The organism is Anaplasma marginale str. Florida (assembly GCF_000020305.1).
In the GTDB taxonomy this organism is placed as follows: domain Bacteria; phylum Pseudomonadota; class Alphaproteobacteria; order Rickettsiales; family Anaplasmataceae; genus Anaplasma; species Anaplasma marginale.
In genome coordinates, this window is record NC_012026.1 from 204984 (window position 1) to 229730 (window position 24747).

At 50.1% G+C, this 24747-nt stretch carries 18 protein-coding genes and 2 tRNA genes; 17 read left to right on the forward strand and 3 right to left on the reverse strand.

Annotated features, from left to right (window positions below):
• The first annotated feature begins 75 nt into the window (after window positions 1-75).
• From AMF_RS05960 to rpoC, 15 genes are all read left to right on the forward strand, one after another.
• Window positions 76-642, forward strand: coding sequence for a hypothetical protein (locus tag AMF_RS05960; protein WP_010267166.1), 567 nt, complete (start codon window positions 76-78; stop codon window positions 640-642).
• A 71-nt stretch (window positions 643-713) separates the two neighbouring features.
• A complete protein-coding gene (locus AMF_RS05965; RefSeq protein ID WP_010267167.1) occupies window positions 714-2168 on the forward strand; it encodes a metallophosphoesterase in 1455 nt (484 codons plus the stop codon).
• A 184-nt stretch (window positions 2169-2352) separates the two neighbouring features.
• Entirely contained in the window at window positions 2353-2727 is a 375-nt protein-coding gene (gene rpsL / locus AMF_RS05970) for a 30S ribosomal protein S12 (protein ID WP_010263054.1), read from the forward strand.
• A 17-nt stretch (window positions 2728-2744) separates the two neighbouring features.
• Window positions 2745-3227: a 30S ribosomal protein S7 gene (gene rpsG / locus AMF_RS05975; protein WP_010267168.1), complete on the forward strand. Its 483-nt coding sequence runs from the start codon at window positions 2745-2747 to the stop codon at window positions 3225-3227.
• 33 nt (window positions 3228-3260) lie between these two features.
• Window positions 3261-5333: an elongation factor G gene (gene fusA / locus AMF_RS05980; protein ID WP_012658851.1), complete on the forward strand. Its 2073-nt coding sequence runs from the start codon at window positions 3261-3263 to the stop codon at window positions 5331-5333.
• Between the two features lie 11 nt (window positions 5334-5344).
• Entirely contained in the window at window positions 5345-6526 is a 1182-nt protein-coding gene (gene tuf, locus AMF_RS05985) for an elongation factor Tu (protein ID WP_011114180.1), read from the forward strand.
• 14 nt (window positions 6527-6540) lie between these two features.
• Window positions 6541-6614, forward strand: a tRNA-Trp gene (locus tag AMF_RS05990).
• Between the two features lie 23 nt (window positions 6615-6637).
• Window positions 6638-6838 carry a preprotein translocase subunit SecE gene (gene secE / locus AMF_RS05995; RefSeq protein WP_010263087.1) on the forward strand — a complete coding sequence of 67 codons (201 nt, stop codon included), beginning with the start codon at window positions 6638-6640 and terminating at the stop codon, window positions 6836-6838.
• Complete coding sequence (gene nusG, locus AMF_RS06000; protein ID WP_010263091.1) at window positions 6828-7388, forward strand: transcription termination/antitermination protein NusG; 561 nt, start codon at window positions 6828-6830, stop codon at window positions 7386-7388. Before secE ends, nusG begins: the two co-directional genes overlap by 11 nt.
• 3 nt (window positions 7389-7391) lie before the next feature.
• On the forward strand, window positions 7392-7835 hold the full coding sequence (rplK, locus tag AMF_RS06005; RefSeq protein WP_010263093.1) for a 50S ribosomal protein L11: 444 nt from the start codon (window positions 7392-7394) through the stop codon (window positions 7833-7835).
• Between the two features lie 18 nt (window positions 7836-7853).
• Entirely contained in the window at window positions 7854-8507 is a 654-nt protein-coding gene (rplA, locus tag AMF_RS06010) for a 50S ribosomal protein L1 (RefSeq protein ID WP_010263096.1), read from the forward strand.
• A gap of 35 nt (window positions 8508-8542) precedes the next feature.
• Window positions 8543-9034, forward strand: coding sequence for a 50S ribosomal protein L10 (gene rplJ / locus AMF_RS06015; protein ID WP_010263097.1), 492 nt, complete (start codon window positions 8543-8545; stop codon window positions 9032-9034).
• A 124-nt stretch (window positions 9035-9158) separates the two neighbouring features.
• Window positions 9159-9563, forward strand: coding sequence for a 50S ribosomal protein L7/L12 (gene rplL / locus AMF_RS06020; protein ID WP_010263100.1), 405 nt, complete (start codon window positions 9159-9161; stop codon window positions 9561-9563).
• Window positions 9564-9599: 36 nt separating this feature from the next.
• Window positions 9600-13748, forward strand: coding sequence for a DNA-directed RNA polymerase subunit beta (gene rpoB, locus AMF_RS06025; RefSeq protein ID WP_010267184.1), 4149 nt, complete (start codon window positions 9600-9602; stop codon window positions 13746-13748).
• Window positions 13749-13759: 11 nt separating this feature from the next.
• Entirely contained in the window at window positions 13760-18007 is a 4248-nt protein-coding gene (gene rpoC, locus AMF_RS06030) for a DNA-directed RNA polymerase subunit beta' (protein ID WP_010263106.1), read from the forward strand.
• On the opposite strand, the gene AMF_RS06035 is transcribed toward rpoC, so the two are convergent.
• Window positions 18004-18723, reverse strand: a complete 720-nt coding sequence (locus AMF_RS06035) for a ribonuclease HII (protein WP_010269559.1) — start codon at window positions 18721-18723, stop codon at window positions 18004-18006. The genes rpoC and AMF_RS06035 overlap by 4 nt on opposite strands.
• A 516-nt stretch (window positions 18724-19239) precedes the next feature.
• Between AMF_RS06035 and AMF_RS06040 the strand changes: the two genes are divergently transcribed.
• Window positions 19240-22503: a hypothetical protein gene (locus AMF_RS06040; protein ID WP_012658855.1), complete on the forward strand. Its 3264-nt coding sequence runs from the start codon at window positions 19240-19242 to the stop codon at window positions 22501-22503.
• Between the two features lie 34 nt (window positions 22504-22537).
• On the forward strand, window positions 22538-22660 hold the full coding sequence (locus tag AMF_RS10630) for a hypothetical protein (protein WP_276324273.1): 123 nt from the start codon (window positions 22538-22540) through the stop codon (window positions 22658-22660).
• 672 nt (window positions 22661-23332) lie between these two features.
• On the opposite strand, the gene AMF_RS06050 is transcribed toward AMF_RS10630, so the two are convergent.
• Window positions 23333-23406 (reverse strand) — tRNA-Arg (locus tag AMF_RS06050).
• A gap of 197 nt (window positions 23407-23603) precedes the next feature.
• The gene (locus AMF_RS06055) at window positions 23604-24746 is read right to left on the reverse strand and encodes an aminotransferase class I/II-fold pyridoxal phosphate-dependent enzyme (RefSeq protein WP_010267193.1); all 1143 of its coding nucleotides are present in this window, start codon (window positions 24744-24746) and stop codon (window positions 23604-23606) included.
• Window position 24747 lies beyond the last annotated feature (1 nt).

The window sequence follows — 24747 nt, forward strand, 5'->3', positions numbered from 1 at the left end:
GGATACCGCTCGGGTTGTGGCGCGTATTTCCGCACAGATGTGTATATGGCCGTCCTCGGTTTTTGATGGTTGCTTATGGGGCATGGTTTTACAGCTTATGGGATGGTGCAGATGGGGGCGCTCCTCCACCTTTTGCAGGCCACTGCGGCTTTGTCACTGCTTATGAGCAACTACTGGTTGTTGGGTGCTGAGTGCGCGAAGGTTGCCATAATTGCGTTATCTGGGCTCGCCGTGGCGATGGCGCTGCTGTTTGTTACCCGGTATAGCTGCTTGGAGCAATGTGTTGGTGGCGGAAAGCGACGACCGGTGTGTTTGGTGCAGTGCGCTCCCATGTTGTATGGCTTGACTAATGTCGTCCTTTCAGCGATGCTCTTGTGTTCTGTGCAATTTTCGGGTGTGGACTTCACTGGTGAGCTTACACCCGGATGGATGCCAACCCTGTGTGTAGCTCTTTGCTTCACACTTCTATCACTTTGGTGTGCACGCGTCGTCTTCAGAACTTTGCTAGCGCTTTCGGGGTTATGCAAAGGCTGCCTGCCTGTTCTTAACAATGGGTCTAACGATCTTGTAGGTGATGTGACGTTGTGGGTAGATGAGTATGCGAGCTCCAGGGTTAGTGCGCCTGGCGTGAAGTTGGCATAGTTTTGTAGTGTTTGTAATGAGATAATCGCCATATGTCGATAGCTCCTCGTACCCGACTTTCGGGAATTTGCATGTTGCTGCTTGCCCTGTGCGTTTTGCCTACGTGGTCGGCTGCAGAGGTGTTATTTTCCTGGTCCCAGATTGCAGTAGGCAGCAAGCTGAGCGTTAGGGCGGTTGTACCTTCGGGTGAGAGCTGCCCAGACTTACATGTTGGCTCTCACGTTGTGAAGATGGACACAAGGGCGCATCCTGAGCCCGGGGTGTTCGAAGATCAGGTGTGTGAGAGCTTGCTTTCCCCATCCTCCACTCCCAGGGTGATAAAAATTGGCGACAGAAGCCTGCCAGACATCGGCATGCGCACTAACCACGGCCGGCATGGGCTTGCCAGAATCATTTTTGTTGGGGACACTGGATGCAGAGTATCAAGGTTGCTGGAGCAAGACTGCAAATCACCCAGCAAGTGGCCACTGAGGGATGTACTAGGCGGGATTGCAAACCAAAATCCTGACCTGGTCGTGCACGTTGGAGACTATCTATATAGGGAGGCAGAGTGCACTGATGAATCAAAGTGCGACAAACACATTTATGGAGATAGATATTCAACCTGGGTAGAAGACTGGTTGTCTCCACTGCAATCGGTATCGGACAAGCTAGTTTTCCTGTTTGTTCGTGGAAATCACGAAAATTGCAACCGGGCGTACAAAGGCTGGTTTCGATATCTGGATGCGTATCCGCTTTCGGAGCAGCGCTACAAGAACTGCGAGAAAATCACCGATCCATGGGTTTTTCACCTGAAACATTGGGATATGGGTGATGTGGGGTTCTATATATATGACTCTTCCTCAAGTGATGAGATTTTTTATCGCGGTAGCGATGTTCAAAATATGCGGCAGAAATTCCTTGAGGGTATAAACTCCTCAGCCCGAAGCTCGCAAATGTGGCTACTAACACATCGGCCCCTATGGGCTTATTTGCGACGTGGGATGGAGTATTACGGCAATGTTCCGCAGACCAGAGCCGTTGCGGAAGTTATGCCTGAAGAATTTGTTGCTGTAGTTTCTGGCCACGTGCATTTCGCGCAGATTCTATCAGTGCGCAGGGACGAACGTCGTGGCAAGGGAGGAGGGGCAGGCCTTCAGCCCGGGTCCGGACGTGTAGGCATTAGATCAATAACGCAGATAATCTCCGGTAACGGGGGTGCACACCTCTACGCACCCAAGAGCGTAAAACTCAGGGAAGAAGCCCTATCTTCGCCTATCTGGGGAGGCAGCGTGGGCGTCAACCTAAACAAGATGGTAAAGTCCGCGTACAGAAATCTGGCTCTTGCAGGCTTTGTTATTGATGACGTGAGCACGCTAGGTGGGTTCGGGTTTTGCAGTGTTGATATTCCCATTGACGGCCGAGATCACTCCGTCACGCGTGGTGGGGAGCCTGCGGTCACGTTCCACGGTGTCGGTGGCGAGAAGTCCAAAAAATTTTTAGTTGCTATTCCTACGCCTACCAACGAACCACCATACAGCAAGTAGGTGAAGCAACTATGCCCAGACGGCATAACACGCGGTGTTGCGCGCTTATCTTGGATGTAAAGAACAGGTGAAAAAAAATCAGAATTGTATTGACTGGGGTTTACGATTCCCTTATAAGTGGAGCTGCTCTTGCTATCCCCGGGGACGTGGGTAGCGCTTTTCAAGTGGTTTTAGGTTCTTTTGCATGCCCACTATTAATCAGCTGGTGCGTCGCCCTAGGAGGCCTCGTGAGTCGGCGAACAAAGCTCCTGCGCTCCAACACAATCCCCAGAAAAGGGCTGTGTGCGTCAAGGTTTACACTACCACTCCTAAAAAGCCCAACTCCGCCCTTCGTAAGGTTGCCAGGGTGCGGATTGCCGGGTACGGTAGTGAAGTTATAGCGTACATACCTGGTGAGGGGCATAACCTTCAGGAGCACTCGGTTGTTCTCATCAGAGGTGGGCGTGTTAAAGATCTGCCGGGTGTGCGTTACCACATAGTACGTGGTGCCCTTGATGCTAAGGGTGTGCAGGGGAGGAAGAAGGCTCGCTCCAAGTATGGGGTGAAGCGCGGTGTCTAGTTTTTGTTTGGTGGTTTATGTCTCGTCGTCGAAGAGTTTCTAGGAGGCCGGTAGTCTCTGATGGGGGTCCGGGCGGTGTCCTGCTTGCGCGCTTTATAAATGTTGTGATGAGCAGAGGAAAAAAAGCGCTGGCTGAGAGGATAGTATCTGGGGCCCTGAAGATGGCTGAATCTAAATCGACCGGTGAGACTGGGGTGTCGATATTCAACACCGCTGTCTCCAACGTCATGCCCCGAATGGAAGTTCGCTCTAGAAGAGTTGGTGGTGTTACTTATCAAATCCCTGTAGAAGTTAGGGAAGATAGGTCAACTTCGCTCGCTCTCAGGTGGATAGTGAAGGCTGCGCGTACAAACAGGAAGCGTACAAACAAGACTTACATGAGTTGTTTGTGTAATGAGCTTCTTGAGGCCTACAACAAGCGTGGTAGTGCGTGCAAGATGAAAGAAGAGAAATTCAGAATGGCGGAAGCCAACAAGGCATTTTCTCATTTCAGGTTTTAGTGAATTTTGTGTTTTTAGAAAGGGGCATGGAGGGTGAGTAGTAAGGGCGATCTGTCTCGGTGTAGAAATATAGGGATAATGGCGCACATAGACGCCGGAAAAACTACCACCACGGAGCGTATACTTTTCTATACTGGAAAGCAGAACAGAATAGGTGAGGTGCACGAGGGCGCTGCATCTATGGACTGGATGGAGCAGGAGCGGGAGCGGGGTATCACCATAACCTCTGCTGCTACCACCTGCTTTTGGAATGATTGCAGGATTAACATTATCGACACTCCTGGCCACGTGGATTTTACTATCGAGGTGGAAAGATCCCTCCGGGTTCTTGACGGGGCCGTGGCCGTTTTTGACGGTGTTGCTGGGGTTGAGCCGCAGTCGGAGACTGTGTGGCGTCAGGCTGATAAGTACGACGTTCCCAGGATATGCTTTGTGAACAAGATGGACAGGATTGGGGCCGACTTTTATGCCTGTGTTGACATGATCAAGGACAGGCTCGGGGCCGTGCCGCTCGTGCTTCAGCTGCCTATTGGTGTGGATAAAAGTTTCGTAGGGGTGGTGGACCTGGTTGAGATGAGGTCCATAACATGGGAGGAAGACTCATTAGGTGCCAAGTTCAACTACGGGGAGATTCCCAGTGACTTAATGGAGAAGGCGCAGGATTATAGGGCGAGACTAATTGAGTCAGCAGTTGAGATGAACGACGAAGCCATGAATCTATATCTCGACGGTGGCGAGATTTCTGTTCCGTTGTTGAAGAGTTGCATAAGAAGCGGCGTGATCGGCGCAAAGTTTGTTCCCGTGTTGTGCGGTTCTGCGTTCAAGAATAAGGGTGTTCAGCCGCTGCTGGACGCTGTGGTTGATTTTTTACCATCTCCCAGCGACGTTCCCACCATAGAGGGTGCGAGTGCTAGCGATCCGCAAAAGGCGGTCACCATAAAATCTTCTGTGGATGACAAGTTTGTTGCGCTCGCCTTCAAGGTAATGGTGGATAGATTTGTTGGTAGTTTGACGTTCATTCGTGTGTACTCCGGTAAGCTCACTGGTAAGTCTGTGGTGCTGAATTCCGCCAAGGGGGCCACGGAGTCTGTAGGTAGGATTCTGCGCATGCACGCGAACAACAGGGAAGACATTTCTGAGATTCAGGCCGGGGACATAGCAGCTTTGGCGGGGTTGAAAAAGACCACTACCGGTGACACCCTGTGTGATCAGAATTTTCCTGTAGTGCTCGAAAAAATGGACTTTCCCGAGTCCGTTATGGAAATTGCCGTAGAGCCGGTATCGACTGCAGACCAGGAGAAGATGGGTACAGCGCTTAGCAGACTTGTTGCTGAGGATCCGTCATTGAAGGTTTGTGTCAATTCTGAGAGCGGGCAGACCATACTTAAAGGTATGGGTGAGCTCCACTTGGAAATCATAGTAGATAGGATGAAGAGGGAGTTTGGCGTTGAGGCGTCGGTAGGTGCTCCCCAGGTAGCGTATCGCGAGACAATAACCAAGTCTGCCGAAATTGAATATGTGCATAAGAAGCAGACAGGCGGCGCCGGCCAGTTTGCCAAAGTGAACATATTGTTTGAGCCGCTGCCGCCTGGTTCTGGGTTCGAGTTTGAAAATAAAATTACGTGTGGGGCTATTCCCAAGGAGTACATACCCGGGGTCCAAAGCGGTTTGGAGCTTGTAAAAGAGACGGGTATGATAGCAGGCTTTCCCGTGATTGATTTCAAGGCTACCCTGTTTGATGGAGCGTTCCACGAGGTTGACTCGAGCCCGCTGGCCTTTGAATTAGCCGCGAAGGGTGCGTTCAGGGAAATGGCTAACAAGGCGGGTCCGGTTCTGCTGGAGCCCATAATGCGTGTGGAAATCATCACTCCTGATGAGTACATGGGGGATGTCATAGGTGATGTTAATAGTAGGCGCGGTAGGGTTGCAGAGATGCAAGATCGTCACAACGCCAAGCTTATTACAGCCTTCATCCCGCTTGGCAAGATGTTCGGGTATGTGAAGGATTTGCGCTCTATGTCTCAAGGTAGGGCTCAGTACAGTATGTACTTTGCTCGCTATGAGAGGGTGCCGGAAAATGCTGTAGATAATGTAATGAAGAAGTAGGTGGTAATTTTATGACAGAAGGGAGAAAGCCGCACATAAACGTAGGTACGATAGGGCATGTTGACCACGGGAAGACCACGTTAACGGCTGCACTTACTACGGTATTGACAAGAAGGCTTAGCGGAGCGAACAAGGTAGTAAAGTACGATGAGATAGACAAAGCGCCTGAGGAAAGGGCACGTGGTATCACCATTTCCACAGCGCACGTAGAGTATGAGACAGAAGGCAGGCACTATGCGCACGTAGACTGTCCGGGGCACGCGGATTACATAAAGAACATGATAACCGGTGCCGCGCAGATGGATGTGGCGATACTGGTAGTCTCTGCAACTGATGGAGCAATGCCACAAACTCGTGAGCACATACTACTAGCCAAGCAGGTAGGCGTGAAAGACATAGTCACATGGATAAACAAATGTGACGTGGTAGAAGATGAGGAGATGTTGTCGATAGTTGAGATGGAAGTTAGGGAGCTTCTGAGCAACTATGGGTATGACGGTGATGGGGTTGACGTAGTGAGAGGATCTGCGGTCAAGGCGTTGGAGGAAAGCTCTGACGGTCCGTGGAGTGAGAAGATTATGGAGCTGGTGGGGGCGCTAGAGAAGATAGAGCTTCCGGTTAGAGAGAAAGACAAGCCATTTTTGATGTCGGTTGAAGATGTATTCTCGATTCCTGGTCGTGGCACAGTGGTTACGGGTAGGATTGAGAGAGGAGTGATAAAGGTAGGGGACAAGGTAGATATTGTAGGTCTTAGGGACTTACAGAGCACAGTGTGCACTGGAGTTGAGATGTTCCACAAGGCCCTTGAGACAGGTGAAGCTGGGGACAACGCCGGCATACTACTTAGGGGTATCAAGAAGGAAGATGTGGAGCGTGGCCAAGTGTTGAGTGCACCGGGTCAGATACGTTCATACAAGGCGTTCAAGGCAGAGGTATATATCTTGAAGAAGGAGGAAGGTGGAAGGCACACTCCGTTCTTCTCGAACTACCAGCCTCAGTTCTATGTCCGTACCACAGATGTTACTGGAAGCATAAAGCTGCCTAGTGGAGTTGAGATGGTTATGCCTGGTGATAACCTCAGTATCGAAGTTGCTCTTGATAAACCAGTTGCTCTTGATAAGGGGTTGAGGTTTGCGGTGAGAGAGGGTGGCAGAACCGTAGGCTCCGGTATCATAACTGAGATTTTGGAGTAGTGCGATGTATAGCTGGGAGCGTAGCTCAACGGTAGAGCATCAGTCTCCAAAACTGAGGATATGGGTTCGATTCCTGTCGCTCCTGCCATAGATTGATGAGTGTTTTTGGCCATGATAGGAAGCTTTGCTAGGTTTTTGTGTGATGTAAAGCAGGAAGCGCTGCAGGTCTCCTGGGCTTCCAGAAAGGAGGTGTCTGTGTTCCTGCTCATAGTTTTGCTGACTGTGGTTGTTTCGTCCATTCTGTTTAGTTGCGTGGATTTTGTATTCTTGAGGCTTGTTAAAATAGCGCTAGGGGTTGTTTATGCAGCATGATGATAGTGGGCACGAGTGGTACATAGTTCAGGTATCTTCTGGTAGCGAGGAGAAGGTTGCCCAGATGATTCTTGAGCGGTCTCAACAGCTGGGTATGTCTGGCGTTTTTAGCGAGGTTTTTATCCCGTATGAGGAAGTTACCAAGGTCAAGTACAACAAAAAGGTTGCGATGCGCAGGAAGCTGTCCCCAGGGTACGTGTTTTTGTACATGAGGCTTAGCGATGATGCCATAAATTTTGTGCGCAGGGTTCCCAAGGTGTCTAATTTTCTCCTAGATGATGCCGGGCTGCCCAAGGTTATACCGGCATCCGAGATGGAGACAATGCGCAGCAGCATGTGTAGGGCTGTTTCCAGCGAAGCCGCTTCTGAGGTCTGCAGTTTTGAAGTGGGTGATGAGGTGGTAATAAATGATGGGCTGTTCCAGGACTTCAACGGCAGAGTGGAGTACGTCAATGAGGACAAAAAGGTTGCAGGGGTAAGCGTGATGATATTTGGTAGGCTCACCAAGATTGAGTTCAAATTGAGCAGCATACAAAAGGTGGAGGGGTAGTTTATGAGTAGCGCTGCGTTGCTTTCACGGATAAATTTAGTAATTGAGGCAGGGAAGGCCATGCCAGGCCCCAAGGTCGCTTCTGTGCTTGGTCCGCGCGGTATTCCTATGCCAAAGTTTTGCAAGGAGTTTAATGATGCCACGAGTGCGCAGGGCGTCCCTTACGAGACGGGGGACCTAGTTACTGCCAGGATAAGCGTCTATGCCGATAATAGCTACAGTTTTTCTGTGAGCGATTCACCCGTGTCATTTTTGTTGAAGAAGGCTGCTGGGGTTACCAAGGGGTCCTCCAGCCCCGGCAAGGAAAGTTGTACGAGCATAAAGATGTCTGAGGTTGTTAAAATCGCTGAGCGGAAGATGGCTGATATGAACGCGGATAGCGTGGAATGTGCCGTTAAGATGGTGGTTGGAACCGCGAAGTCTATGGGCATGACTGTTGAGGAATGATTTTGGAGGGTTTTATCTATGTCTGGTGATGGTAGTTGTTCCTACAGTGCCGAGGAGGGGATTCGCGAGCTTTTGCAATCAGCTAAAGCAAAGTTTCGGGAGTCTGTCGATGTTGCCATCAAGTTGAGTGTTGCTGATTCTAAATCTGGTGAGTCAATCCGCGGAGCGGTGGTTCTGCCGAAGGGCCTGGGTCGAGAAGTTCGAGTAGCGGTTTTTGCTAAGGGTGAGCATGCCAAACAAGCCTCAAGTGCAGGAGCAGATGTTGTGGGGGATGAAGAGCTTATTGAAGAGATAAAGAAAGGGCGCCGGTTGGATGTTGATTGGTGTATTGCCACCCCCGATTTCATGCCGCAGATTTCTGCAATTGCGAAGATTCTTGGTCCGAGGGGCTTGATGCCTAATCCCAAGTTTGGTACTGTAACACTTGAACTCGCGAAGATGGTTGGCATCATAAAATCTGGTCAGGTGAAGTTCAAGTCTGATCGGTACGGCATTGTTCACGTGAAGATTGGGGATATAGGCTTTACTCCTGAGGATTTGCTTGAAAACTTTAATGCCGTGGTTGCTGCTGTGCAGGGTTTGAGGCCGACCACGATTAAGGGGTCTTACGTTAGGGGTGTGTTTGTGAATTCCACTATGGGCAGATCTTTCAGAATAGCTGGTATCGGGTAGGCCGGTTTCGTATGTGAGTTAGGTTGAGGTTTAGGGTGAAGCGCGTCAATAAGGAAAAGCATCTGGGTAAAATAGAGGGTGTATTTACGCAGTTTGGGAGCCTTGTGCTCGCAAATTTCCGCTCCATGACTGCTGGAGATTTTGCCACTCTTAGGAAGGAGCTTAAGGCCGGGGGATGCGGGATTACTGTTGTGAAGAATAGTATCGCCCGGATCGCATTGACGCGGGTTGGAAGAGCAGATGGGTTAGAGGACAAATTTCGTGAGGCCGTGTTTATAGCCTACTCCGAGGACATAGTGGCTTTGTCTAAAATTGTGAACAAGTTTGTCAAGGCAGCAGCCGGCAAGGTCACTTTCGTGTGCGCATATGATGGCGGACAGGTGCTGCCTGCCGATAGGGTGGTGTTTTTTGCTAGCCTACCATCATTACAGGAGTTGCAGGCGAGGATAATGGGTCTTATAGGCTACGGGGTTCCCGTCAGGTTGGCTAATTGCCTCAGAGCCGTTGGTGGGGGCATGGCGTCATGAGGGTTATGTCGTGGTACTTGGCTTTGTCACGTCGTTAGGTGCGTGTCATACCAGCTCCGTTGGGTGGGGAGAACGCTTCCCCTTCTATAGGCTGTTTGGGGTGTAGTTTTGTAGGGGTTTTGTTATGAGTAATGTTGATTTAGATTCCTTGGCCGAGCAGATTTGCGGTCTTGACTTGTGTAGCGCTGCTGCTTTGGTGGAGAAGCTAGAAGACAAGCTTGGGTTTCCCAAGGGCGGGTTGCTTACTGCCATGCCTGCTGCTGGTAGTGCAGCTCAAGGTGCAGAAGATTCCGGTGGGGCTGAGCAGACAGAGTTCGTCGTGATGTTTGACGGGTATGCGCCGGATAAGAAAATTTCTGTTATAAAAGCTGTGAGAGAGTGCACCACTTTGGGCCTGAAGGAAGCTAAGGACTTTGTCGAACAAGAAGGTTCAAGAGAGCTGGTTGAGGGCAAGAAGTACAAGAAAGCCGAAGCTGAAGAGGTAAAGAAGAAGCTTGAAGATGCTGGAGCGACAGTAAGCATAAAGTAGTCTTGGGTTTTTGTTGGTGGTTTTTTGAGGGAATTAATGTCTTCTGCGGGTGGTTCTTCTGGTCCCGGGTATGTGCTGAATGATTTCGACGCTGTTCCTAGGCTCTCTTACGCGAAATCCATAGACATTCGCGATTCTTTGACGGATCTCATAAGGATACAAAGGGATTCTTATGACGCGTTTATAGGTATAGATAGGGATGGGAGCAGCGGCATACAGAGCATTTTCGAGGCCATGTTTCCCATACGCGATCTTCTGGGTAGAGCAGTGCTCGAGTTTGTGGGCTACAACATAGGCGAGCCGCAGTATGATGAATACGAGTGCATTAAGCGCGGAATTACTTTTTCCGTTCCCATACGAATTACCCTGCGCTTTGTTGTATGGAAAGTGCAGGAGGTGTCCTTCAAGGAAGTCAAGTACGTGGTTGATGAGGATACCTCAGAACGTAGCGTGAAATATATGAAAGAGCAGGAAGTTTCCATTGGTGATTTGCCGATGATGACTTCATATGGAACTTTCATAATCAACGGAATAGAGCGGGTAATAGTTTCCCAGATGCACCGTTCTCCCGGGGTCTTTTTCGACAGCGATAAGGGTAAGACTTATAGCTCGGGTAAGCTCATTTACTCCGCGCGCGTTATACCATACAGGGGCTCCTGGCTCGATTTTGAATTTGACATCAAAGACATAATTTATTTCCGCATAGACAAGAAGAGAAAGCTCCCCGTATCTTACTTGCTAAAAGCCTTGGGGATGTCAAATAACGACATCCTTGACGCGTTTTACGACAAGGTGATTTACACGAGGTGCGACAAGGGGTGGAGGGTGCCCTTCATTGTTGACCGATTCAAAGGTGTGCGCCTTTCCTATGATCTCATGGATGTCGACGGCAGCGTGCTTGTGAAGGCCAATACCAGAATTACCTTGAGAATTGCAAAAAAGCTGTACGCTGATGGGCTTAGGGAATACATGGTGCCGTTCTCTGGCATTACCGGGATGTTCGTTGCAGCCGATCTTGTAGATCCGAGTAGTGGTGCGGTCATCGTGTCTGCGGGTGAGACCATAACGTCTGAGCATATAGTGAAGCTAGAGCTGTTTGATATCAGCGAGATTGCGTTTTTGAATATCGACTTCCTCACAGTTGGTCCGTACGTGTTGAACACACTGTTCCTGGACAAGAATATGACGCAGGAAGATGCGCTGTTCGAGATTTACAGAGTGCTTCGTTCTGGTGAGTCCCCTAACCTTGATGCAGTGAAGTCCTTTTTCAAGGGGCTGTTCTTCGAGTCAGAAAGGTACGATCTGTCAGTTGTTGGTAGAATAAAGCTGAACAGCCATCTAGGCCTGGATGTTGACGAGAACACGACTGTGCTCACCAAAGAGGACATAGTGCAAGTAGTGAAAAAGCTGGTCTTGCTGCGTGACGGCGAGGGTGTTGTTGATGACATAGACCACCTTGGAAACAGAAGGGTCAGGTCTGTTGGGGAATTCATTGAGAATCAATTCAGGATAGGGATTTTGCGGTTGGAGCGCATGATTATGGACTATATGTCCTCGGTGAACTTTGACAATGCGATGCCCTGTGATTTCGTCAATCCTAAGGTGCTGGCTACAGTACTTAAGGACTTTTTCAGCTCATCGCAGCTGTCTCAATTTATGGATCAGACGAATCCCCTGTCCGAAGTTACGCATAAACGCAGGCTGTCTGCTCTAGGGCCGGGTGGCTTAACCAGAGAAAGGGCGGGATTTGAGGTTCGTGACGTGCATCCCACGCACTACGGGAGGATATGTCCGATAGAAACTCCTGAAGGTCAGAATATTGGCCTTATAAGCAGCCTTGCCATATATGCCAAGATTAACAAGTACGGGTTTATCGAGAGCCCGTACCGCAAGGTTGAAAATAGGGTGGTGACGGATAAAGTAGAGTACCTGTTGGCGATGCAGGAGGGCGACTATTACATCGCTGATGCCGGGGCAGCCATAGATGAGAACAATCGTTTTGTGGATGATATGCTCTACTGTAGGCACGGTGGCAACTTTGTGATGGTGAAAAGCGAAGATGTTGACTACGTCGACGTTTCCCCAAAGCAGATAGTGTCTGTAGCGGCCTCTCTCATACCGTTTTTGGAGAACAATGACGCAAACCGTGCCCTGATGGGCTCCAACATGCAGCGCCAGGCCGTACCCTTATTGAAGTCAGAGGCCCCACTGGTTGGAACCGGGATGGAATTTGTAGTCGCTGCCGGGTCCGGTGCGGTGGTGTTGGCGAAGCGTGACGGCATCGTTCACCGCGTTGATGGGTCCTACATAGTAATCCGCGCTTTTGATGCCAACAAGGATGAGTGTTTGGGTGTTGATATTTATAGACTCAGGAAGTTTCAGCGCTCTAATCACAATACATGCATTAACCAACGACCCGTGGTTAAACTTGGAGATTATGTGAAGGCCAATGACGTGATCGCGGATGGTTCGGCGATTGACAGGGGAGAGTTGGCGCTTGGGAAGAATGTACTTGTGGCCTTTATGTCTTGGCAAGGTTACAACTTTGAAGATTCCATAGTAATTTCGAGCGACGTAGTTAAACGGGATGTGTTTACCTCCATACACATAGAGGAGTTCGAGTGCGTTGTAAGGGATACCCCCTTAGGTCCCGAGAAGATAATGCGGTCTGTGCCTGATGTAAATGAGGAAAGTCTGAGTCACTTAGACGATGTTGGAATCGTGAACATAGGTGCCGAGGTATCTGCAAGTAGTATCCTGGTGGGCAAGGTTACGCCTAGGCCCCCGGTGTCTCTTCCTCCTGAGACTAAGCTGCTTGTCACCATATTTGGTGAAAAGGTCTTCGACTGTGTTGACTCTTCGCTCTATCTGCCGCCGGACGTTGAGGGAACTGTCATAGACGTTCATGTGTTTGTAAGGCGGGGGGTAGAGGAGAACGATAGGTCGCTGCTAATCAAGCAGAGCGAAATAAGTAGCTTTGTGAAGGAGCGGGACTATGAGATCGACGTCGTGAGCGAATACTTCCATGACGAACTCAGGAAACTGCTCCGCAATGCGGGGGTGAAAGTCAAGGGGTACAGCGACCTCGATAGTTTTTTTGCTGAGGCGTCTGACGATACACTCTGGAGTACTGGGCTTGCTGATGCAAAAGTGGCTGCTAAAGTCAAAGATATGAGGGAGAGGTTTGACTCCATCGTTGGCGAGGCACATCGCAAATTTGAGCAGAAAGTAGATAAGCTGAACTACGGCTACGATCTGCCTCAGGGCGTGTTGACAATAGTCAAGGTTTTTGTGGCGGTTAAGCACAATTTACAGCCTGGGGATAAGATGGCCGGTAGGCACGGGAATAAGGGGGTGATATCAAGAATCGTTCCCGCGGAAGATATGCCTCACTTGGAAGACGGAACCCCAGTGGATATCATACTCAACTCTCTAGGTGTGCCCTCCCGTATGAATATCGGACAAATTCTGGAAACCCATCTGGGTTGGGCCGCTGTGAATCTGGGCAAGAAGATAGGCAGGATACTCGATAAGGGCGGGCCGTCTATGATCGCTGACCTTAGAGATTTTCTAGATAAGATCTACGATGGGCAGAAGCTCAAGAGCGACATAGCGTCTATGTCATCTGAGGCGTTGCTAGTGTTTGCCAATAGGCTGCGGAAGGGTGTGCCTATGGCTGCCCCAGTGTTCGAGGGCCCGAAGGACGCGCAAATTTCCAAGTTGTTGGAACTAGCTGAGGTTGATCCGTCTGGGCAGGTATATCTTTACGACGGGCGCTTGGGTAAGAAATTTGATCGGAAAATAACCGTGGGGTACATATATATGTTGAAGTTGCACCACCTGGTTGATGACAAAATACATGCTAGATCTGTGGGCCCATACGGTTTGGTGACCCAGCAACCTCTGGGTGGTAAATCCCATTTTGGAGGGCAGAGGTTTGGTGAGATGGAATGCTGGGCGCTGCAGGCTTATGGTGCAGCGTATACCTTGCAGGAGATGCTTACGGTGAAATCCGATGATATTGTAGGTCGGGTCAAGATTTATGAGTCCATAATAAAGGGTGATAGCAACTTTGAGTGTGGTATTCCGGAATCATTCAACGTTATGGTCAAGGAGCTGCGCTCCCTGTGTCTCAATGTTGTACTGAAGCAGGACAAGGAGTTTACTAGTGGCGAAGTGGAGTAGGGATTGATATTATGAAGATGTTGGATTTGTACGGCTATACCAGCATAGCGCAGTCGTTTGATAAGATTTGCATATCCATTGCTAGCCCCGAGAGCATTAGGGCGATGTCCTACGGTGAGATCAAGGATATCTCTACCACTAACTATCGCACATTCAAGGTTGAAAAAGGCGGCCTTTTTTGCCCGAAAATCTTTGGTCCCGTAAATGACGATGAATGTCTATGTGGAAAGTATAGGAAGAAGCGGTATAGGGGCATAGTATGCGAGAAGTGTGGGGTTGAGGTCACTTCTTCCAAGGTGAGACGGGAGAGGATGGGGCACATAGAGCTGGTTTCCCCTGTGGCACACGTGTGGTTTTTGAAATCCTTGCCTTCACGTATCGGGGCATTGCTTGATATGCCCATGAAGTCCATTGAAAGCATCCTCTACAGTGGGGACTTCGTGGTTATCGATCCTATGACCACTCCATTCTCCAAGGGGGAGGTTATAAGTGAAAGCGTATACAACCAAGCCCGCGACGCCTACGGAGATGAAGGTTTTATCGCCTTAACCGGGGCTGAGGCCATACGGGAGTTATTGGTAAGGCTGGATCTTGGGGCCATCAGAGCTGGGCTTAGGAGCGAGCTGGAGTCTACCTCATCTGAAATGAAAAGAAAAAAGGTGGTCAAAAGATTGCGGATCATCGAAAACTTCATCGCTTCCGGCAATAGACCAGAGTGGATGATACTAACTGTAATCCCTGTGCTGCCACCGGACCTGAGGCCTTTGGTGTCTTTGGAAAATGGTAGGCCTGCAGTTTCCGATCTGAACCACCACTATAGGACGATTATAAACCGTAATAACAGGCTGGAGAAGCTGCTCAAGCTCAACCCGCCCGCGATTATGATCCGCAATGAGAAGAGGATGCTGCAAGAGGCCGTGGATGGGCTTTTTGATAGCAGTAGGCGCAGCTACGTTTCAAGCAGGGCTGGTAGCATGGGCTACAAAAAGTCTCTTAGTGACATGCTTAAGGGAAAGCAGGGGCGGTTTAGGCAGAATTTGCTGGGTAAAAGGGTAGACTATTCGGGTAGGTCTGTAATCGTCGTTGGGCCTGGGTTGAAGTTGCACCAGTGTGGCCTGCCCAAGAAGATGGCCCTGGAGCTCTTCAAGCCGTTTATTTGTTCCAAGCTTAAGATGTACGGAGTGGCGCCGACGGTGAAGCTTGCAAACAAGATGATCCAGAGCGAAAAGCCCGAGGTTTGGGATGTTTTGGACGAAGTAATAAGGGAGCATCCCATATTGCTAAACAGGGCTCCTACCCTGCACAGGCTTGGTCTCCAGGCGTTTGACCCCGTACTTATAGAAGGTAAGGCCATACAGCTGCATCCGCTCGTGTGTAGTGCATTTAATGCGGACTTCGATGGGGACCAAATGGCGGTACACGTCCCTCTGTCACTTGAAGCACAGCTTGAAGCCAGGGTGTTGATGATGTCCACAAACAACATTCTTAGCCCTTCAAATGGTAGGCCGATAATCGTCCCGTCCAAGGATATTGTCCTGGGAATATATTACCTCACGCTGCAAAGAGCACAAGCGCCCGACCAGGAGGTTATGTCTTTTGGGGAATTGAGCCATGTGGAGTACGCCCTGCATGAGGGGATAGTACACACGTCTTCCAAGATAAAATACAGGATGCAGCGCTGCAATAGCGACGGCACAATAGTGAGCGAGGTTGTTGAGACGACCCCGGGCAGGCTGATTCTCTGGCAAATTTTTCCCCAGCACAAGGATCTCACGTTCGATCTCGTGAACCAGGTGCTTACTGTGAAGGAGATTACATCTATAGTTGACTTGGTGTATAGGAGTTGCGGGCAAAGGGAGACGGTGGAGTTTTCCGACAAGCTCATGTGTCTGGGTTTTCAATATGCGTCACAGTCTGGTATCTCTTTTGGCTGTAAAGACATGATAATTCCAGACACCAAGGCGGCGCATGTGGAAAATGCGAGTGAGAAAATTAAGGAGTTTTCTATCCAATACCAAGACGGGTTGATTACAAGGAGTGAGCGCTACAACAAGGTAGTGGATGAGTGGTCTAAGTGCACAGACTTGATTGCCCGGGACATGATGAAAGCAATCTCTTTGTCCGATGAGGAAGGGAAGCTGAATTCCATTTATATGATGGCGAATTCCGGTGCCAGGGGTTCCGCATCTCAGATGAAGCAGCTGGCCGGCATGCGTGGGCTTATGGCCAAGCCCTCGGGCGAAATTATCGAAACCCCTATCATCTCGAACTTCCGTGAGGGGTTGAGCGTGTTTGAGTATTTTAATTCTACACACGGGGCGCGCAAGGGGCTGGCTGACACCGCATTGAAAACCGCAAACTCCGGATACCTGACCCGTAGGCTTGTGGACGTGGCGCAAGACTGTACAGTTGTTGAGTATGACTGTAAAACCAAGGATGGCGTTGTCGCTAGGGCGGTGATTGAGGGTGGTGCCGTCGTGGCGACGCTTGACAGTGTAGTGCTAGGTAGGGTTGCTGCAGTCGACACTTACAACCCTGTGACTGAGGAATTGCTATTAAGTGCTGGTGAGCTGATAGACGAAGGGAAGGTCGAGAAAATAAGAGTTGCTGGGTTAGATGCGGTGAGAGTGCGGTCCCCGCTGACATGTGAATCCAAGAAAGGGATTTGCTCGTTGTGCTATGGTAGAGACCTTGCTGTTGGGGATTTGGTATCGATAGGTGAGGCTGTTGGTGTAATAGCTGCGCAGTCTGTGGGTGAGCCTGGTACACAGCTGACCATGCGTACGTTCCACGTTGGTGGTACCGCAATGCGCGGGGTGGAGGTATCTAACCTTATAGCTGTGCTGGATGCCGAGGTGAAATTGGTGAACAGCAACGTGGTGACCGACAAGTACGGCAATCAGATAGTGATGAGTCGGTCATGTGAGGTAGTGCTTCTCGACAGCGTTGGTAATGAAAAGATGCGGCACAGCGTACCATACGGTGCGAAGCTCTATGTTTCAGATGGGCAGCCGGTCAAAATGATGGACAAAATGGCCGAGTGGGACCCATACACTATACCCATTATTACCGAGAAGACGGGAACCATAAAGTATGTTGACCTCATCTACGGTGTGTCCATCAACGAAGTTTTGGATGAGTCTACAGGTATATCAAACAGGGTTGTTATAGACTGGAAGTTGCATCTCCAGGGGGCGAACTTGAGGCCGAGGTTGGTGCTGTTGGATGAAGATGGCAACATTGCTACCTTATACAATGATCTGGAGGCGAGTTACTTCGTGCCTATAGGCGCGGTGCTGAACGTCCAAGATGGGCAGAAAGTGCACGCGGGGGACGTCATAACTAGGATTCCTAGAGAATCCATCAAGACCAGAGACATTACCGGGGGGCTGCCCAGAGTTATTGAGCTGTTTGAGGCGCGCCGTCCCAAGGAACACGCTATTGTAAGCGACGTTGACGGCTACGTTGAGTTTGGCAAGGATTACTATCGCTCCAAGCGCCGGATATTCATACGGCCTGTAGACAAAAGCCTTCCTGCGGTAGAATATTTGGTGCCCAAGGGTAAGCACACCATAGTGAACGAGGGTGACTTTGTGCACAAGGGTGATCTGCTCATGGATGGGGATCCGGACCAGCATGACATACTCAGAGTTTTGGGGGCGGAGGCTCTGGCCAGCTACATGATTTCTGAAATACAACAGGTATACAGGCTGCAAGGTGTTAGGATAGACAACAAGCACATCGAGGTTATCCTCAGGCAGATGCTGCAAAAGGTGGAAATCACTGATCCGGGTGACACAATGTACCTGGTGGGTGAGCATGCTGGGCGCGAGGAGGTTATGCGGCTCAACCGCAAACTGGAAGAGGCTGGGAAGAAGCCTGTTGCATATGTGCCGATTCTCCAGGGTATTACTAAAGCGAGTCTTGATACCAACTCCTTCATTTCTGCGGCGTCGTTCCAGGAAACCACCAAGGTCCTGACCGAAGCCGCCTTTTCAGGTAAGGAAGATCCTCTGTACGGATTGAAGGAGAATGTAATCGTTGGTAGGCTAATACCTGCGGGTACAGGGTTCATTATGAACAAAGTGAAAAAGCTGGCAATGCTCGATCAAAGCGACTATGCAACTTACTATAATAGCGAATTGCGAGAGATCATGGGTGACCTGGGTGACGAATTAATTGCGGAAGGTGAGGCAGCCTCCCCGGGCCGCAGCGGTGATGGCTATCTGGGGAATGGCGGGGGAGTTGTAGATTACTAGTCGCGTGTAGCTACGGCATCTCCTCGGCCGTCCACCGGCGTCTTGATGCCGGTTGAGGAGAGTAATTCTAACTGCTCTGGTGGCGCCCCTTCGCATTCAGAAGATAGTTGCTTCACCGGCGCAAACGTGCTTCTATGCTGGGCAGTTTTGCCATACAGCTTTAGCGATTGCATATGCGCTTTTGTGCCGTACCCGCAGTTTTGATTCCAGGCGTATTCCGGATACTGCTCATGCAGCCTTCTCATGAATCTGTCTCGCGTTACCTTTGCGATTATTGAGGCTGCGGCTATTGAGGTGCTTATGCTGTCACCCTTAACGATGGTCTTGACTGCCCAGGGCAGGCCCGCTGGAGCCCTGCTACCGTCGACCAACACGAGGTCTGCTTTTACGCCCAAGTTTTGTAAAGCCCTTTTCATGGATATGTGCGACGCCACCAGTATGTTGTGTTGCTCTATTTCACGGACGCGCGCGAACCCCACGCCGTACCTTGCATGCGCTGTGATCTTGCAAAATAACTCTTCTCGCTTCTTGGAAGACAGCGCTTTTGAATCTTTAATGTCTTTTATGTAGTCGCATTCCCGCTCTGGCAAGTACACCGCTGCCGCGACCACTGGGCCCGCTATCGCCCCATACCCAACCTCATCCACTCCTACGATGACTGAGATTGTGCCAGACCTTAATTGGTCTTCAATCAAAAAGCTGGGCATGCGATTCATAAAACCCGCCATGCGGTGAGTATAGTAAACTGGCGTAGGACCCGCCGTACTGACTGCAATCTTCACGACAAAGGCGCTCCCAATATAACACAACTGGGATGTAATACAATATGCCATGGGTCTGCAAAGGATAAATCCGAATATTATATATAAAGTATCCGGGAGGTGAATATGTGCACCAAGAGTGGTAGCAACGCGATAGAGAAAGCCATTTGGTGTTAAATGCAGATATGCATATTGTACGCTGCGGTAGGGCAATGAATACTTGTGGGAGGATGAATGTTTTTCTTGATCTCCCATGCAAATATTGCTACGCTCCGGGCTTATTATGTTAAATTAGGTATATTATGCATGCACATTGATTGACGGCATGCATATTGTGATGCGCGACAGATGGAGCTTTGTATACCAAATGCGCTGTTGCGGAGAAGCCTTCCCTTAAATGAGAGTTTTTATGGTATTCTGGAATATATACTGATATAACATAAATATTCGTCCTATATACCGGGACAGGTTGTGCCAGGTATTGTGAAAACTTTAGAGGTAAATATGGGTGTCACGGAAACTAAGGGGTTGAGTGCAATAGAGCTGGCCATACGCGATTTGAGAGCAATGTGTGAAGACGGGAGCACTGAGGAGATCTGCTTCAGGGCAGTTGTAAAACACCTGACTGAAGATGAAAATTTCAGTAGCAGTGTTACCAAGATTGATAGGGCGTTGAAAGATTATAAAAAATGCCATGGCGTGATTAGTGCGAAAATAAATGAGGCGATAAACGCCAGGTTGGATGTATCAGAAAATATTGCCCGTGTTCCTGATCAGATAAATTTGTTTCTGGCGAGCAAGCGCGAAGTACGTGGGGTATTGAAGTTTTTTCACGAGGCATATCACATAAAGTGTGCAGGCGGTAACACGCGTGAGGAAGCAGTTTCTGCGCTTATGGAGTCTTGCACGAAACTGCGTTACGACGGGTTGCGCTCGGCACACTCGGGTGACGAAACCAATTCTGGGAAAAGCATCACCGAAATCTTAAAAAGATTTTCTGGCGGGAGACACGAAGATGCGAACCAGCTGTGTAAGGAAGTGCTCATATGCTTTTCCACCAGGAGGCTTGTCATTGCCGGGGGCAACAGCCAAGAACAGGTAGCCGGTTTTGACAAGGTGTGCGTTTGTTATAATGTCCCCCAAGGTACGGAGCTTTCCATTTTGGGCAAGGAATTGTTAGTTCTAGGCGATATTTCCGGCACCGTCACCGCTGAAAGTCACAGTTTACTGCCGAACCTACCGCGCCTTTTTGTGCGTAGTATTTCTCGTGGAGGAAAAGCAGCGGGCTTTGGCAACGTGATTGTCACGGGTGATAATAGAGGTTGCATTCGGGTACGTGGGCAGGCAGGCGGGAGTGACGCCACGCTTGGGGGAAGCAACTTGGGGAAAATCTATATGGTGCCGCAGGAAGACGTCGTTGAGCCAAGCAGCGCTGCGTCTAGTGGTGAAGCGTCGGCCGAAACAGCACGATCGGAGACCGCTAACCGTACACGGGCGTATGGGAAGTTTTCTCTGAACGTCATGGGGAGCAATGCTGGCATCATACGCATAGCGGGAAATTCCGCGCACAAATCTGACGCCCTCATTCAGGGCATAAATGTAGGGAAGATATTTTGCGACGATACCAATCTGAAAGTGCGTGGATACTCGGCTATGTGGTTCAAGGGGCAGGGGCCCAGAGCCAAGACCAGTGCGGCAAGGTCACGTGGGATATTTGGCAACCTTTCTTCTTGGATTGCCGGGCTTTTCAGGCGGTCTTCTGCCAATACTGTGCAGAAACGCCGCGCCAGTAGCGGTTTGTCAGGTGCACATCCTTACGTTCATGCGGTACGTTGCAGTATCGAAATTGCAGTGAATCAACTGTCTGGCTTACTGATGTGTGGAGAGGAAAATACCATCGAGCTGACGGGTACTGGAGTGCCCGGCACTGCCTACGACGTGAGAAATTGCAAAATGTTTCTACGTGGCAGCAAAATATGCCAAAATGCGAGCGCAGAGATCGGGCGCATGCGCGAAAGTAGCATAAAGCTTGAAGGGGGAGAAATATCCCTACCCAACTCAGAAATAGCGCTCAGTACTATAGATCTTAGAGGGGCGTCAAGCCTTACGACGCACAAAATGAGCTCCTGTAATGCGGTGCTTGATGACTGTAGCAACATTCGTGTCGATGGTGAAGTGCACCTGTGCAGAGTCCTCATGCTAAAAGACCGGAACACACGCGATGCTGGACGTGCGCGTAGAGCACCAGGTGCACACGGGCTTGATACACCCGTGATAAGGCGAGGAATGGTCTACGTAGAGCAAGGCGATGTATCTGTGCACTGCATGCATGATGTTAATTTGGTGATAGGGGAATACGGCAACGTCAACGCCTCGTATTTCAAGAAGGGTAGCGTCCATATGGGGGAGCGTTTCCGTCTGCAACATGACAAAGGGTCTCCAAACAAGCAGGTTAGGTTTGCGGAGACAGTCAGTTGCATACAGGAAATACCGGTTGCTGGAGGCGCTCGCAAGTTTGTATACAACACTCCACTGAGGCGAGACAAAAGCGTTGAAGTTGACATGTGTATCGCGCGCTTTGGATGTGTGGAGGATGCGGAGGTTTTTGCCGGATATGTTCCGCATCGCGACGTATTTTTGCTCACAAAAGAGATGAAGAGATGTGTTTTGCACGTCAGGCAAAAAGGGAGAATAAGTTCTGGTACTCTTGAAGAGTGCAGCGGTGAAATCATAGGTGAAGGGGTGGAGCTGGAAGCCGGTACGGTACTCAATAGCACGATAAAACTGACCGGAAATTCCAGACTCGTGGTACCAGAAAGTATCAAGGGTAGCCTAGTTGGAGTTGGTATGGCATCTGCGGTGCTCTGGCTGTGCGACGGGAATGTCACGCATGGCCCGGTGATGGGCTCTACCGGGAGCGGGCTCGTGTTAGGGGAATTCGCATCTCGCTGCACATCCAGCAAATGGGTGCCAAAAAGCAGCAGAGGCCTGGTAATTGGAAAGGATACTGTGCTCACTGCTGAGGGAAAAAGTTTCGCTGGCAAATCAGATGTGGTACGCTTTTATAGTGCGCAACAGAAGCTCACGAGCTGCGGGTCTGCGCCGTCGGATTTTCTCAAGGAAAATGCGTGCATAGAGTCCAAGCGAACTGATCTTAAAGATAGTGCTGCTAACGCGATGGATATAGTGCAATGCGCGCAGGATGATATGCTATGTGCCGCGAGCAAGCATTGTTGTGAATTGTCGGTATCTGACCTTGGTATACTACGTGCACCGTTAAATAATGGGGGTAGATTTTCAGATGTGGCGAGAGTTGCAGCACGCGATGAAGCGCAGAAAACCGCTGCGCCTGGCACTCCGCAGAAAGAAGCAAGCGCTGGTTTAGCTATTGAGAGTGAGGCAGGTCCTTACGGAGTTACTGCGGGACAGCACGGTGAGCGCACGGGCCGTGCAACAGACGCCGATAAGGTTACTGAGTATCGCAAGAAATGTTATGAGACTAAGCCGGCACAAAAGCAGCCCAATGTGGCAAGCACTTCTGATGCCAACACTCCTTGCCGAAGTTTGGGTTGTGCGGAGTCTGATGAACGAGTAAAGGCGTCCAGGGCGCACCTTACGCTACCGATAGGTGACAGGGCAAATACTGCCGCGAGTATTGGTATGGACATTAGCCGTAGAAGGAGATTACCAGCACAGTGCACTGTGGATGCGGACAAAGTAGCCATATTCGGGTAGAAGCGCGGTCTTACCCATTGTTGGTACTGACTCCATGGGTGATATAAAGGAAGTTGGGAGTGTGGAGATACACCGTGATGCAGGCGAAGATAGTAATACGGGCGTGTTGGATGCCATAAGCGTGTCTGAGGTAGATGGGAGCAAGCTCATCGCGTAAAACGGGCTTTTTTGTTGGTATGTGGGGCTAAACTGATTCTATACGGCCCCGCACTGCCTTGGGATAAGAGGAACGCCGAAGTGTGCACCACTGACTGGCGACTGCCTGCTGCTAGCTACTGAAGTAAGTGACCGAGCAGACTGGCTTGTTGTGGAGAAAAGGGCGAACATGAGCTAAGTGCACGGCCAGCTCCCTACCAGAGGTTCAGAAACTTGGTGATTATTGCGTGGTATGTAGAGTATGCGAAGTGGGACACGAACACGGCAAGGCATGTGTAACCGAGATTTACCCGCAGATATCCGCAGGATACGTTGATGAGGGAGCCCACGATGTGTGTCCAAGATAATAATGCCAGGGGCGCCAAGCACGCCAACTGTAAATAGCCGCCAGGTTGGGTATATTCTGACTTGTGATACCTCATCCGTGCGAACATTACCAGCCTGCCCAGGCACCAGTTTACGATGCCCCCCAGCAGCGCTCCCAGAGTTGCAACCAATATTGATGTTAGCGGATTGTAGCCCCCAAAACAGCATATGATGTCAAACACCGTTGCCCTATTTACTGGAAGGACCACGGATCCAACCACGCTGTCCGTAAACAACAAGAGATATGCCTCTAACGTATGAGAGAGACCCATAGCCACCTTACAGCACGCACCACGGATACAGAAAGTGGGACCGGTGCGATTCGAACGCACGACCCTCAGATTAGGAATCTAATGCTCTATCCTACTGAGCTACGGCCCCAAAACGCAACCCCACCACAACACTGACACTCTACACAATCTTCCGCTCCAGGACAACTAACATTTTCTATGGTACATCTGCGAAATTGTGATGCCGTGGTATGCAAGGGGCAGGCAAGGGCGGATTGTACGCTAATTAATTATTAAAGCAATTACAATGTATAACGAATTTACAACGGCCGTACAAGCGGGACCCAACTACGGTGAGGTAAGAGGAGCAGCAAAGGTGGCGAGGATGCGCTCTTGCCTTAATGTCTCACACAGCCTGTGTATGTCTTGTAGCGTGTGTGCTGCGGTGAATGCGAATCTGAGTCTGGGAGTGGGCACAGTGGGTGGGCGTATAGCCGCCACCAAAAATCCCCTTTTCGCCAAAATTTGTGCCGCGTGCACCGCACTGTGCGGGTCTCGCATTATAATAGGCACGATATGGCTTTTGGGCTCTGGTAGTTCCATGGCTTCACAAAACTTTTTTGCGAGCGTAATTGGGATTTCGCAACTCTCACGGGCTATGTCTATAGCAGCGCTTGCCGCCGCGACTATTGCTGGGGGGAGGGCAGTTGTATATACGAAACTTCTTGCGGCGTTTTGAAGGTAGTCTATCACCACCCGCGAGGAGCAGACGTATCCTCCCAGTGCTCCCGTAGCTTTGGACAAAGTGCCTATGTAAATGTCAGGCTGCAGTGTGCTTGTCATACCAAAGCTGTGTGCCACGTCTACTGCAAGCCATGCACCGTGCTCCCTGGCTACTTTTGCCAGTTCATCTACTGGTGCCAGGTCCCCATCCATGCCGTATACCCCCTCAACCAGCACAAGGCAATGTCTGTGCATTTTACGATATTTTTTCAGCAGCTCTTCACAATGAGCCAAGTCATTGTGCATGAATCTATAAATCTTGGCCCCAGATAACTTTGCCCCATCGACTGCAGAGGCATGTATTAATCTATCAGCAAGTATCATATCGTGCCGACCAACGATTGTGGATATGCTCCCCACATTTGCTAGGTACCCACTACTAAATACTAAAGCGGCTTCTGTGCGGTAGATCGCAGCGATTTTTTCTTCTATCTCCTTGTACAACGGGTGATTGCCCGTAACCAATCTCGATGCCTGCGCCCCTACTCCATAAAGCTCTATGGCCTTGATAGCGGCTCTTTTTACCACACTGTGGTTGGCCAGGGACATGTAATCGTTGCAGGAAAAAGAAATGAGCTGCATTCCATCTGCGGTTATTACCTGCCTACTGGTGGCTTTCCTGGTGATGGTGGCCACTTTCCTGAGTAGGCCCTTGGATGCGATAGACTCACACCTTGCCTTTAGTACGCTCTCCAGTGTTGCATGCACC